The 13,931-nt window shown below is 47.2% G+C and carries 13 protein-coding genes; 4 read left to right on the top strand and 9 right to left on the bottom strand.

The genetic code is table 11. From position 1 onward, the window contains the following. Positions 1–131: 131 nt before the first annotated feature. The 8 genes from lpdA to gmd all read right to left on the bottom strand — a co-directional run bounded on the left by lpdA (position 132) and on the right by gmd (position 8,558). A complete protein-coding gene (gene lpdA / locus EZ315_RS10595; RefSeq protein ID WP_135472052.1) occupies positions 132–1,466 on the bottom strand; it encodes a dihydrolipoyl dehydrogenase in 1,335 nt (444 codons plus the stop codon). Beyond that, positions 1,463–2,938, bottom strand: coding sequence for an aminomethyl-transferring glycine dehydrogenase subunit GcvPB (gcvPB, locus tag EZ315_RS10590; protein WP_135472051.1), 1,476 nt, complete (start codon positions 2,936–2,938; stop codon positions 1,463–1,465). Before gcvPB ends, lpdA begins: the two co-directional genes overlap by 4 nt. A 7-nt stretch (positions 2,939–2,945) precedes the next feature. Next, positions 2,946–4,313 carry an aminomethyl-transferring glycine dehydrogenase subunit GcvPA gene (gene gcvPA, locus EZ315_RS10585; RefSeq protein ID WP_135472050.1) on the bottom strand — a complete coding sequence of 456 codons (1,368 nt, stop codon included), beginning with the start codon at positions 4,311–4,313 and terminating at the stop codon, positions 2,946–2,948. A 30-nt stretch (positions 4,314–4,343) separates the two neighbouring features. Further along, on the bottom strand, positions 4,344–4,721 hold the full coding sequence (gene gcvH / locus EZ315_RS10580; RefSeq protein WP_135472049.1) for a glycine cleavage system protein GcvH: 378 nt from the start codon (positions 4,719–4,721) through the stop codon (positions 4,344–4,346). Between the two features lie 82 nt (positions 4,722–4,803). Next, positions 4,804–5,901, bottom strand: a complete 1,098-nt coding sequence (gene gcvT / locus EZ315_RS10575) for a glycine cleavage system aminomethyltransferase GcvT (protein ID WP_135472048.1) — start codon at positions 5,899–5,901, stop codon at positions 4,804–4,806. Between the two features lie 4 nt (positions 5,902–5,905). Next, complete coding sequence (locus EZ315_RS10570) at positions 5,906–6,886, bottom strand: lipoate--protein ligase (protein WP_135472047.1); 981 nt, start codon at positions 6,884–6,886, stop codon at positions 5,906–5,908. 145 nt (positions 6,887–7,031) lie between these two features. Beyond that, complete coding sequence (gene crcB, locus EZ315_RS10565) at positions 7,032–7,403, bottom strand: fluoride efflux transporter CrcB (protein ID WP_135472046.1); 372 nt, start codon at positions 7,401–7,403, stop codon at positions 7,032–7,034. A gap of 63 nt (positions 7,404–7,466) precedes the next feature. After that, entirely contained in the window at positions 7,467–8,558 is a 1,092-nt protein-coding gene (gene gmd / locus EZ315_RS10560; RefSeq protein ID WP_135472045.1) for a GDP-mannose 4,6-dehydratase, read from the bottom strand. Positions 8,559–8,724: 166 nt separating this feature from the next. Between gmd and EZ315_RS10555 the strand changes: the two genes are divergently transcribed. From EZ315_RS10555 to EZ315_RS10540, 4 genes are all read left to right on the top strand, one after another. Continuing rightward, positions 8,725–9,018, top strand: coding sequence for a thioredoxin family protein (locus EZ315_RS10555; RefSeq protein WP_170957530.1), 294 nt, complete (start codon positions 8,725–8,727; stop codon positions 9,016–9,018). 243 nt (positions 9,019–9,261) lie between these two features. Further along, positions 9,262–9,993, top strand: a complete 732-nt coding sequence (locus EZ315_RS10550) for a tRNA1(Val) (adenine(37)-N6)-methyltransferase (RefSeq protein WP_135472043.1) — start codon at positions 9,262–9,264, stop codon at positions 9,991–9,993. Next, entirely contained in the window at positions 9,990–10,889 is a 900-nt protein-coding gene (locus tag EZ315_RS10545; protein WP_135472042.1) for a CPBP family intramembrane glutamic endopeptidase, read from the top strand. The genes EZ315_RS10550 and EZ315_RS10545 overlap by 4 nt, the downstream gene beginning before the upstream one ends. A gap of 56 nt (positions 10,890–10,945) precedes the next feature. After that, a complete protein-coding gene (locus EZ315_RS10540) occupies positions 10,946–12,214 on the top strand; it encodes an SO_0444 family Cu/Zn efflux transporter (protein WP_135472041.1) in 1,269 nt (422 codons plus the stop codon). Between the two features lie 77 nt (positions 12,215–12,291). Here EZ315_RS10540 and EZ315_RS10535 read toward each other — a convergent pair whose 3' ends face one another. Continuing rightward, positions 12,292–13,689 carry a DNA recombination protein RmuC gene (locus EZ315_RS10535; protein WP_135472040.1) on the bottom strand — a complete coding sequence of 466 codons (1,398 nt, stop codon included), beginning with the start codon at positions 13,687–13,689 and terminating at the stop codon, positions 12,292–12,294. Positions 13,690–13,931: the final 242 nt, after the last annotated feature.

Raw genomic sequence — 13,931 nt, 5'->3', positions numbered from 1 at the left:
ATGAAATTGTGCACAGTCACAAACAACAATCCTCCATATGAATAACTCCGTCGGCTATCAAATATTATTGATAACCGACGGAGGGTTAACAAACCAATTGTCGATATTGACTACACAATAAGTGTACTCTGTCAGTACATCAATGCGTTACGGACTGTCTCGGAAAGTGTGGGATGGGCATGTATTGTACCAGCTATTGCCTCAACTGTCAATGAGGAAGACATTGCAAGAGCTGCTTCTGTGACCAGATCTGCGGCATGAGGTCCACATATATGACATCCGAGGAGCCTGCCTGTAGATGTTTCCGATATTATTTTCACCATTCCATCGGTCTCTCCCATTGCCACAGCCTTACCGTTGGCCCTGAATGTGGATTTGTTTATACAGAAATCAAGACCCTGAGCCTTGCACTGCTCTTCAGTCAGACCGACCATAGCACACTCAGGCATGGTGAACACAGCGGAAGGGATCACATCAAGATTGCGTTTATGACCAAGCACAATTTCACCCTGAGCCGAAGCGGCATGAGCAAGCATACAACGACCGTTGACATCACCTATAGCATAAATGGTGCCGCCTTCAGGATCATTGCCACTCTCCCACTCCACTTCCATAGAGTCATTCACCACTACAGCTCCACGATTGAGCTTTACACCCAATTCCACAAGACCGTCAGGTATAACAGGCCGACGGCCTACAGCCATAAGCACAGCTTCCGCCTCGACTGTCTTCTCCTTTCCTTTGGCAAGACATTTCACCGTCATTCCAGGAGAGACTTCGGTCACTTGAGTGTCAGTAAGTATATTTATACCTCTACATTTGAGTGACATGCGCAGACGCTTTGCCACTTCGGCATCAAACGGAGGAAGAATCTCCTTGCAATACTCTATCACCGTGACATCCACACCGAAAGCATTGAGTATCGATGCAAACTCCAGTCCTATCACACCTGCACCTATTATGGCAACAGAATTAGGAAGGGTTTCAAGTGCAAGAAAATCGTCACTCGTCATAGCCAGTTCTGCTCCAGGAATAGGCAGTAAAGCCGGACGTGAACCTGTGGCTATAATGATACGAGGTGCAGTATGAATGTCTCCATTCACCTCGACCCCGCATGTCGAAACAAAGCGAGCCTCTCCGGATATCACTTCGACACCCTTGAGCAATTCGGCAACCCCTTCACGCAACTGAGCCACTACGGCATCTTTGCGTCCGGCAATAGCCCGATAATCTATATTAATTTCAGATGTCGAAAGCCCTATTCCGAAATCACCAGCCTCACGCATGCTCACAGCCATCTCGGCACTCCGGCAGAGAGCCTTAGTGGGGATGCACCCTCGGTTAAGACAAGTGCCTCCAAGACGGTCGCGCTCTATGAGTGCAACCTTATTTCCTGCTGAAGCGGCAGCCATAGCGGTCTCATAACCGCCGGGCCCCGCACCAATTATAATAAGGTCATGTGTCATGCCTGTTGAAGCTGAAAATATGTCACAACAGGATTGAGCGCAGCTGCTGTATCGTCAGGCTTACGCACAGGTGTCAGATGCGGTGCGTCCTTTACTACATCAGGTGTCTCACGAGCCTCACGAGCGATATCACGCATCACTTCTATAAAACTGTCAAGAGTTTCTATGCTCTCAGTCTCCGTAGGCTCTATCATCAACGATTCATGGAACAGAAGCGGGAAATAGATGGTGGGAGCATGGAAACCATGATCAAGGAGACGCTTGGCTATATTGAGAGTCGTTATTCCGGTAGACTTGTCAACCAGACCGTCAAATACAAACTCATGCTTGCACACGCGATCAATAGGTAGCAGATACAGGTCTCTCAACGACTCCTTGATATAGTTGGCATTCAATGTGGCAAGAGGTCCTGCCATCTTCAAACCCTCTTTTCCAAGCGAAAGAATATAGGCAAGAGCACGAAGCTCGACTGCAAAGTTACCCAGCCAGGATGATATTCTTCCGAGTGATGACTCCTCATCAGTGAGGTAATAGAGCTTCTGCCCCTCATGTTCTACAACCTTTATGCGCGGGTTAGGCAAAAACTCCTCAAGCCCGGCTCTAACACCTACAGGACCGGAACCGGGTCCGCCACCGCCATGCGGAGTTGAGAATGTCTTATGAAGATTGATATGCATCACATCAAAACCCATATCGCCAGGACGTGCTACTCCAAGCATAGGATTAAGATTGGCACCGTCATAATATAAAAGAGCACCACAGGCATGTACCATTTCTGCTATCACAGGTATATTGTGCTCAAAGATACCCACCGTGTTAGGATTGGTCATCATGACAGCTGCAACAGTCTCGTCAAGCAACGGACGCAGAGCCTCAACATCCACAGTGCCGTCAGGGAGTGACTTCACCTGTACAACCTGAAGCCCTGCCACAGCAGCAGATGCCGGATTAGTGCCATGCGCTGAATCAGGGACAATCACCTTGACACGAGCCTTGTCATTACGGCTGTCATGGTAAGCTCTGATCACCATCAGACCTGTAAGCTCCCCATGCGCACCAGCATAAGGATTAAGTGTGAATTCCGACATTCCTCCAATCTCTGACAGAAGTCCCTGCAATTCATGATAAGCCTTAAGGGCTCCCTGTACCGAGAAAATGGGTTGGAAAGGATGCAATCCTGCAAACTCAGCCAATGAAGCCATCTCCTCATTGATTTTAGGATTGTATTTCATCGTACATGACCCGAGAGGATAGAATCCGGTATCAACTCCGAAATTGTTGGTCGACATATTTGTATAATGACGCACAACAGCAGGCTCATCAACCTCAGGGAGACGTAGTGGACGCTGACGCATAAGTCCTGATGGGATTGAGGAGATCGCATCCTCACAACCTGCCGGCGACATATAATAGCCTCTACGTCCAGGCTTGGAAAGGTCAAATATCACTTCTCCGTATAATTCTCTGTTCATAACGGTATCAGTTTTGTGAGTTGATGTCTTTCAAGTCATTGTGTGCGGAAACGAACGCCTCGGCAAGAGCATCGATCTCTTCTACAGTACGTTTCTCGGTAGCACAAAGCACTACACAATCATCATCGGTCTGCACTCCGGCAAGCACTCCGTAATCAACGCACAATGTCTGCAAAAGTATATCAAGATCGACAGTCCCATTGTATCGCATAGCAACTTCACAGAGATACGGACGCTCAGGGAACATAGGCTCAAACAACCCGGTCTCCTCAAGCTTACGCACCATATAATGAGTACGCGCACAAGATATCTCATTGACCTCACGCAACCCTTCGGGTCCCATTAGAGAGAGATAGACCGCAGCATACAGAGCCATGAGTCCCTGATTGGAGCAGATGTTGGATGTTGCCTTTTCACGGCGTATATGCTGCTCGCGCGCCTGAAGGGTGAGCACAAATGTGCGCTTGCCGTCTGCATCGGTAGTAGCACCTACGATGCGTCCTGGAAGTTTACGGATAAGAGACTTGACACAGCACATGTATCCTAGATTAGGCCCGCCGAAGTTAAGCGGCATACCGAGCGACTGTGCTTCTCCGGCTGCTATATCCGCACCCCATTCCCCAGGGCTCTTGATCACACCGAGTGCCGACGCCGGAGCTGTGATAATAAGCAGCGACTTTGCAGCATGTACTTTATCGGCAACTCCGGTATAGTCCTCAAGTATACCATAGCAGTTTGGAGACGGCAATACGACTCCTGCAACATCCCCCGATGCCAACATCTGTTCCATGGCATCAAGGTCCGTAACACCATCTTTCTCGGGTATCATATCGACCACAATACCATGGTAGCGGGCATACGTGTTGATGACATCAACATAAAGATAATTCAAAGTAGAGCTCACAAGCACCCTGTTACGCTTGCGTGCATTGGCTACAGCCATCATCACAGCCTCAGCCACAGCCGTAGTGCCATCATACATCGAGGCGTTTGACACATCAAGCCCTGTAAGCTCCGTCATCATGGTCTGATACTCAAAAATGTACTGGAGCGTACCCTGGGATATCTCCGGCTGATAAGGGGTGTAGGCTGTGAGAAACTCCGATCGCGATATGATATGATTAATCACCGCAGGAGCATAATGATCATAGAAACCATATCCGGCAAAACATGTGGACTGGAGATTGCTCTCGGCAAGCTCCTTGAAATAACGGCGCACCTCATCCTCGCTCATCTGCGACGGGACATCATAGTCCCTCCTCAGCATGAGCGATTCCGGAACATCGGCATAGAGATCATCAAGATTCTCTATGCCGCATCTCCCGAGCATCTTGGCAATATCCTCGGGAGTATGCGGAAAATATCTGTGAATCATGGTAAGGTTCAAACTTGACAGACAGGAATTTTAATGGGTCTCGGATTCGCAGTAAGCAGCATAAGCAGCCTCATCCATAAGCCCTTCAAGTTCGGAAAGATCTGTCATTTCGACCTCCATAATCCAATTGCCCATCGGGTCCTCATTGAGCAGACGCGGGTTGTCGATCAGAGCCTCGTTGATGTTGAGCACAGCACCGCTTACCGGAGAGAGAAGATCCTCGGCAGCCTTGACACTCTCGACAGCACCAAACTCTTCACCGGCGGTGACATCATCACCCTGTTCAGGCATATCGACATATACGATGTTGCCGAGTGCCTTCTGCGCATAGTCGCTGATACCTACATGACCGATGTTACCGTCAACCATTACATACTCGTGAGAGGGGGCATAATATATCTTGCTCATAATTGTGTAGATTTTATTGTGATTTAATGTTTGTTTTATTTTTATAATGTTTCGCTATTCTGACCCAGGAGGCTAAACAGCTCTATTTTTTATACGACTTTTTATAGAATTTCTTTGCGGTGACACGTGCCGGGAAAGTCTTGCGGCGTATGCGCACTTTCAGTTCCGAATCCTTCGCATTGTAAGGCACATCCACAAGCGCAACGGCTATGCTCTTGTCAACCGATATTCCACGATATCCAGTAGTGACATACCCAACAACCTCATCGTCAGCATTGAGCACCTCATAGCCGTGACGAGGTATAGCGCGGTCAGCAAGTTCAAGCCCCACAAGCTTACGGGTTGTCCCCTCCGCTTTCTGACGCTCAACGACCTCCTTGCCTATAAATTCAGGTTTCTCCAACTTGACAAACATTGACAGACCCGCCTCGATGGGTGAAATATCATCAGCCAGCTCATCGCCGTAAAGAGGAAGCCCCACCTCGAAACGAAGAGTGTCGCGGCAACCGAGTCCACAAGGCTTGACTCTGTCCGAGTCCATGAGGGCATCCCAAAGGCTGCATATCGCATCATGATCAGCATAGACCTCAAATCCATCCTCTCCGGTGTATCCGGTGCGACTCACGAGAATATGTCTGCCGTCAAGCAAAGACTCCTTGAAGGTATAAAACTCCAACTCACTGCAAGCGATCCCAAGCACCTGCTCCATTACAGCCTCAGCGTCAGGACCCTGTATGGCAAGCTCGGATAGTTCATCGCTGAGATTTGTTATCTCCACATCATACCCCTCGGCATTACCCTTTATCCAGGCAACATCCTTATCGATATTGGCGGCATTTATCACCAGGAAGAAATCATTGTCGGCGCGCTTGTAAACGAGAAGATCATCGACAGTCCCACCCTGCTCATTAAGCATCATACCATACAGAATCTTTCCGGCAGGAAGCTCACGGACATCATTAGTGAATATGTGACCTACATATTTCTCTGCGTCCGGACCGGTGATTAGCACCTCACCCATATGAGACACGTCAAACACTCCGCAGGCATTGCGGACAGCATTATGCTCCTCTACAATACCTTCATACTGAATGGGCATGTCAAAGCCTCCGAAAGGGGTCATCTGCGCACCCATGGCAACATGACGACCGTGCAGACAGGTTTTCTTGATTTCTTCCATGATATTATATTATGATATTCATTAAATCTTTGGTTGATAATCCGGGAATAAGTCCCGGCAAGTCAGCGGCATTGAGAACCGATTCGATTGAATCACGCTCATATGGGGTGCCTACAAGGCGCGATGAAACAACCGAAGATGCATCAGCCGTCTCAAGATAGTCACCGGAGATGGTCACATCTCTTACAACACCGTGTGAAACCATAAGATGCACTGTAACAGTGCCAACTCCATCTATACGAGAAGTGGCACATAATGAACCTTTAGGATTCTTTCCGGCAAGCCATTCCGGGCGGTAGTATTCACGTTCTATCGCCTCAATCTCCTTCACATCTTCAGTTGAGAGTGTCAGTGTATCAGTCCCATCCGGTATGGTAGCAAGAATATGTTTCTTGAATTCGGCTAATGACAGATCCGGTAACTGCTCGCGAATAGTAGTTACACGTGACCTGACCGATGTCACGCCATGCGAACGAAGCTTCAGTGACGGTGGTGTGAGAGCGTTGCTCATCATCTCCTCATCGAAATCGTACAGCATAGTGCCATGGACTATGCTCCTTCCCGGCATATGATAATAAGAGTTGCCTGACACCTTACGGTCGCCTATGAGCACATCATTCCGTGAATTATCCGATGCATCCAGACCAAGAAGCCTGAGCGAACGAGCCACCATAGAGGTGTATCCAGAAAATGTGGTTGCGACATCCGAGGAGGAAGTGATGTAAGAGAACATTATGTTGTTCATGTCAGCCAGGACTGCTCCTCCCCCACTTTTCCTCCTGACCAGCCTGATACCGTTCTCTCTGCAATACCTTACATTAACCTCACTGTCGAGAAGCTGGTTGCGACCTATAATCACTGTAGGCTCTACCTGCCATATAAAGAAGAAATCACGATGCGGAAATCTCCTTGCAAGCCACTCCTCCTCAGCAAGATAGAAAGGAAGCGGCTTGACCGTATCATCATATGGCAGGACAAGGTCCATAATTCTTCAGAACGGATAAAATGATTTATTCAAGGTATTGCTTAACCATCGCAAAGTAACGATTTAAATGTGAGAATTCCAAGAAAGCCGTTCGTGAAAATAGTATGTTTTTCAACATATTTCCAATCACCCAATCCCACCTGGTTCAACGTGCAAGCATATGACCGACGTGCACCATAAGCATGCCGACAAGAAAACTCACCGATGCATACAGAGCCATTTGAAGGAAACGTCCTTCAGTAATCGAAGCATAGTTCTCATGAATGAAGGTTGAGAATGTGGTGAATCCTCCACAGAAACCAACAGTGAGGAACAAACGCCAATGTTCACTCATAATATTATAACGCTCAAAAATTCCATAGAACAGCCCTATCAAAAAACACCCCATGATATTAGCAGCCATCGTGCCCCAAAACGATGAAATTCCGGCTAAATCCACCGCCGCTCTTGACAACCCATACCTTGCTACGCCACCCAGGAAGCTGCCAAGTCCGATAAAAGTGATAACCTTCAACATTTGTATATATGATTAAGGGGGCGTCATGACATACAATGTCAAAACGCCCCCTTGATATCAATGCTATTTCACTATACCTTTTTCAAGATATTCTACAAGATTGGTCCGAACCTGTTCGCCAGCCCTTTCGATGGCAACCTTTGCCATATCGGCATCCACCATTATATTGACAAGCTCCTCGAATGACGTTTTCTTTGAAGGGTCCCAACCAAGTTTCCCTTTAGCCTTCGTTGGATCTCCCCAAAGATTCACAACATCGGTCGGACGATAAAAGTCTGAGGACACCTCTATGACCACCTTGCCGGTAGCTACATCAATACCTACCTCATCGGCTCCCTCTCCTTCGAAACGCAATTCTATGCCTGCACGGCGGAATGCCAAAAGACAAAACTCACGCACGGAATGCTGCTCTCCTGTGGCTATCACATAATCCTCAGGCTTTTGCTGCTGAAGTATCAGCCACATACATTCCACATAGTCCTTGGCATAGCCCCAGTCACGGAGCGACGAAAGATTACCGAGATACAGTTTCTCCTGCTTTCCCTGTGCTATGCGGGCTGCGGCAAGAGTTATCTTTCTTGTAACGAAAGTCTCTCCTCGACGTTCGCTCTCATGATTGAAAAGTATGCCTGAACAACAATACATGCCATAAGCCTCACGATACTCCTTCACGATCCAGAATCCGTACAACTTAGCAACAGCATAAGGGGAATACGGATGGAACGGAGTATTCTCGTTCTGAGGCACCTCCTCAACCTTTCCATAAAGCTCGGAAGTCGAAGCCTGATAAATACGACAGGAATGTGTGAGCCCGCACTGACGTACAGCCTCAAGAATACGCAGCACACCTGTAGCGTCTACATCAGCTGTAAACTCCGGGGCATCAAACGACACCTGCACATGGCTTTGGGCAGCAAGATTATAGATCTCGTCGGGTCGCACCTTGCCTATTACCTGAAGGAGCGACATCGAATCACCAAGGTCAGCATAGTGAAGGTGAAAATTCTTATGTCCCTCAAGATGAGCTATGCGCTCACGATAATCAACTGACGAACGGCGTATGGTACCATGAACATCATAGCCCTTATCCAAAAGCAATTCGGCAAGGAATGATCCGTCCTGACCGGTGACACCGGTAATCAAAGCAGTCCTCATAAATCTATCTGTTTAATAAGCAAGATCAATAAATAATAAATTGAATGAGTGTAATCTCAAATATGGTGCAAAGTTATTACATATAACCGAGGAAAGCAACACCCTTTTAAACCTTATAGCAACAAATCATGTTATTGAGATGTATTCTAACTTAATCACAATCACTATGAATTATAATGAAATCATCAAATCATCCCCTGTAGTACTTGTAGAATTCTACGCCTCATGGTGTCCCCACTGCCAACGCATGACTCCTATCGTTGATCAAGTCAAGTCACAGCTCCAGAATCGCGTACCACTCTATCAGTATGACATTGACAAGAATGAGGCGGAATCCACTGAAGCTGATATACAATCGGTTCCGACATTCATAATCTACAGTAACGGCGTAGAGAGATGGCGTCACAGCGGAGAGATTGAAAGCAAAGATCTGCTGAAAAAAGTAGAGGAATACATGTAACAGACATGTATCCACTATTTATAATTTAGGTTAAATTATATTAATCCTATGCCAAAAAGCATAGGATTTTTTAATTTTGCAAATGCATTCGATAAATAGCAATAGAATATAATATTTAGGTAATGGGCCGTGATACTTTGTGAAAAGCGTCGCGGTTTTTCTTTAATACAACATATCACATAATATTTCACCGGTCATGACGTTTTTAAATAGGAACCGCCATGCTACGGTGTCCGTAACACTATGAGCATATTCAGATTCAAGCAATTTACGGTTGATGATTCAAGGTGCGGAATGAAAATCGGCACCGACGGAGTACTTCTTGGCTCATGGGCTCATGCCGATGGTGCCGGATGTATCATAGACGCAGGAACGGGGTCAGGACTGATAGCACTGATGATGGCACAAAGATACCCTAAGACACATGTGACAGGCATCGACATCGATGAACCGGCGACACTTGATGCAATGCACAATGTCTCCCTATCCCCATGGTCCGGAAGAATAGATATCATCAATACCGACCTGCTCAACTGGTCCCCCGGCAATCATATACCGGAGATCGAACATCCCATATGCATAGTGTCCAATCCGCCGTTCTTCACAGAGGCTCTTCATTCCCCCGATGCCGCCCGCTCACTTGCCCGCCACGGCACCGGATTTGGAGTGGAAACATTGATACAATGGGCAGCAGAAATCATGACCCGACCTGGCGACACACTCTCTTTCATATCCCCTATGGACCGGGACGATGATGTGCAATATCATCTGTCTCTATCACGACTTGCTGCTACAAGAATCGCAGACGTGTCACCTCGTCAGGACAAGAATCCCATCCGCCGTCTATATGAGGTGACTCGCGAATGCGATGTCCATTCTCCTTGCCATACAGAACATATATGCATCCGGAATCTCGACGGATCATATACCAGCCAATACTCCTCGCTCACCAGCCAATTCTACCTTGACAAATGATATCAAACGAACCATCCTTGAATCCTCTCCCATCACTGCGCTACAGTTATCTTATGAGGATATTTTATTTCCTCCTGATAACATTTGTGTCACTCATAATAACTGTTGTGACCATGTCCTCGATAATCCGCGGAGGACACACCACAGAATTAGTCCGGATTGCTACAGTAGTCCAGGATGTAGCTCTCTTCATTCTTCCTGCAATCATAACAGCAGTAATAGTGTCACCACTGCCGGCACGCCTGCTGTGCATTGACCGCAAACCATCAGCCTCAATTACCATTCTTGCATTTGTTGCCCTGATGTGTTCGATACCGGCAATGAACATGATTGTGGAATGGAACGAGAACATCACGCTTCCACAGTCGCTTGAGGCCTTAGAGGAATGGATGCGCAAGAGTGAGGAGACAGCAAGGGCTCAGGTCGAAATTCTTCTCGGAGGGGCATCGGTCGCAGATCTCATAATCAACATTCTCATAGTAGGAGTGCTCGCAGGATTCAGCGAAGAGATTTTCTTCCGTGGAGCTATGCAAAGGCTCCTGTCGTCAGGGTCCATAAACTACCATGCCGCAATATGGCTCACTGCATTCCTGTTCAGCGCATTCCATATCCAATTCTTCGGATTTTTTCCACGCTTGTTGCTTGGAGCGTTTTTCGGCTATCTTCTTTATTGGTCAGGCTCGATATTGCTCCCGGCATTAATGCATGCCATCAACAACAGCATTGTGGTCTATTCAATGTGGCAGTCCAATATATCCCCTGAAGTAAACGATACCGATATAAACTCATGGGGATCAGACTCAATAATAATAGTTATGAGCTCCATATTGCTTACATCGGTGGCTATATATCTCCTCAAGAATATAAACAAAACCCGAAATGGTGTAACGCGATAATGGAATATGTTCAGTAACTTTGCTGTGTAGAATCTCAAACACAGCAAAGTTAAGATATGCAATTACAATATTTCTTCCAATCGCTCTGGGGCATCATAAACGAGATGTCACCATACATATTGCTCGGATTCCTCATCGCAGGATTCCTGCATGTGTTCATAAAACCGGCTGCCATGTCGCGTCATCTTGCAGGAAGCGGGATTATGCCGGTAGTAAAGGCTGCACTTTTCGGTATACCACTGCCGCTATGCTCCTGTGGAGTGCTCCCGACTGCTGTAGCGTTGCGCAGACAGGGGGCCTCAAAAGGTGCCACCACTTCATTCCTTATAGCCACACCTCAGACCGGCGTTGACTCCATAGCGGCGACATACTCTCTGCTTGGTCTGCCGTTTGCAATCCTGCGACCGATAGCCGCCCTCATAGGATCAGTGATCGGAGGTGGGGCCGTGAACAAACTTGCCCAAGATGAAGACTCCATTCCCGATACAATGCCTGCCTCATGCTGTGCATCAACTCGTAAAGATGAGTACGCAGGATTGAGCCTGCCACGAAAAATTGTCGAAGCTGTACGTTACGGACTTGTTGATATGGTGGCAAGCGTGGGCAAATGGCTGGTGATAGGTCTGGTCATAGCCGCCCTGATCACCGTACTTGTCCCTGACCAACTGTTCTTAAGCCTTAACCGATATCCCCTCCTGGCAATGGGCGTCATGATACTTGTGGCAGTACCCATGTACGTATGCGCCACCGGATCAATCCCTATCGCAATGTCACTAATGCTCAAAGGCCTGAGCCCAGGTGTCGCATTCGTTTTGCTTATGGCGGGACCGGCTGCCAACTTTGCATCCGTAATGGTACTGTCTCGCACAATGGGACGCAGAGCCACGCTCATATATGTCGGCTCAGTTGTAGCTACAGCAATTGGATTCGGCCTTATGATAGACTATCTCCTTCCCTCCGGCTGGTTTATCCCACAGACATCACACCTGATGTCATGCCATGACGGACACAGCGGAACACCACTATTTCCAACAGTATGTTCAATACTTCTTGGATTGCTTCTTATATACACGGCAATAAAATCCCACAGCCATAACAATACACATACACATAACCCCAACAAAAACACAATGAGAAGAGAATACATCATTGAGGGAATGTCCTGCCCTCACTGCCAGGCAACTGTAACCAAAGCAATCTCAGCTCTCAGCGGAGCTGAAAATGTGACTACCGATCTATCCACCGGCACAGCCATAGTGGAAGGGGAAGTGTCACCTGAAGCCGTAAAAGAGGCCGTATATAACGCAGGTTTCACAATAAGATAACTCGTATAAACAAAAATTGGGACAACCGGATTTTTCAATATATCGGTTGTCCCTTTTTGTGTGCCTAAAAATACGGATTAATCTTCTTTCTGCACGGACGCAGCAAGCTGCTTGGATGATTTTATACCAAGAGCCTTAAGATCCTGGGCTCGCTTAACAAGATTCCCGGTGCCTGTCGAAAGTTTGTTCATAGCTTCAGCATGAGCCTTGGATGCCGAAGCAATTCCCGAAGCGATCCTATCCATATCCTTAGTAAAGTCTGCAAACTTGTCGTACATCTTTCCGGCATCTTCAGCTATCTTTATGGCATTTTTTGTGACCTTGTCACGGCTCCACAACTGCTCTATAAGCCGCAGTCCCGACACAAGATGTGTCGGGGACACAATAAGGACCTTTCGGTCGTACGCCTCCTGCCATAAATTGGAATCAAGACGCATTGCTGCAATATAAGCAGGCTCATTAGGGATAAACATCATCACAAAATCGAGCTTTGCCTCTCCGATATAATTCTGATAGCTCTTGCGTGCAAGCTCATCGACATGGCTTCGCACAGACTTGACATGACGCACAGATGCATCTCCCTTGACTCTGTCATCCTCGGCATTTATATATTCGACAAATGCTGTCAGAGACACTTTTGAGTCAATTATCACACAGCGACCATCAGGGTATTTAACCACAACGTCAGGACGTAGTTTAACACCCTCCTCATTCCTTATCGCACATCCGTTAGGCTCACTCGTCATCTGAAGGAAGTATTCCTCACCCTCCTGAAGTCCGCTGCGCTCCAGTATCGACTCAAGCACCATCTCTCCCCAATCACCTTGCACCTGATTATTGCCGCGCAGAGCCAATGTGAGTTCACGAGCCTCACGCGAAATGGTGTTGTTGAGATCTACAAGCTCACGTATGCGCTCTGTGAGCGAAAATCGTTCTCGCGCCTCATTATTATATGTCTCTGTCACCGTCTTGCGGAACTCATCAAGATTGTTCCGCAATGGGGACAATATCTCCTCAAGCCTCTGTTCATTCTGTGCCTTGAAGTCCGAGGAATTCTGCCTGAGTATATCATTTGCAAGATTTCTGAACCTCAGTTCAAGCTGCTTCTCATGACTCTCTCGTTCAGCCTCGATATGCGACAAAGAAGTGTTAAGCCTGGCATTCTCTTCACGTGCTTTAGCAAGCGATTCCTGTAGCACTCGAAGTTCCGAGGTTAGCTCAGATATCCTTTGACCTGCTGTCGACTCGGACACGTCAAGCCGTTTATAGGCCGATTCAAGTTCCTGACGCACTGTGGCAAGCTCTACTGCCGAGGAGTTCACAGCCCTCTCCACATCAAGCTTGGATTTTTCTGATTCAACCTTCAAAGCTACGTTCTCAGCATTCGCTGAGTCAAGTGACCGCCTGATTGACACTACCAGGCATATTGCTGCAACAGCTATAAGTGCCACAGCAAGCGTAATTATATACGACATTACCTACAAATGAATCAGTTAAGCACAAATCCACCAAACTGAGACGTCTGTGGGAACGATGTGTACACGCGGGCAAACTGGCGTATACTTTCAAGGATGAATTCCGATGGTGAAGGCTCCGCCGACTCAATATTATGTAAAGGATGTGATTGGTTAGAAGTTTTATCCATAGGCAAAAGATGATAAATTATGATTCTATAACGTGACTGCAATTAACCTTATTGCAGGAATAAAATAAATTT

Source organism: Duncaniella freteri (assembly GCF_004766125.1).
GTDB classification, from domain to species: domain Bacteria; phylum Bacteroidota; class Bacteroidia; order Bacteroidales; family Muribaculaceae; genus Duncaniella; species Duncaniella freteri.
This window is presented reverse-complemented; position numbering and strand designations above follow the sequence as displayed.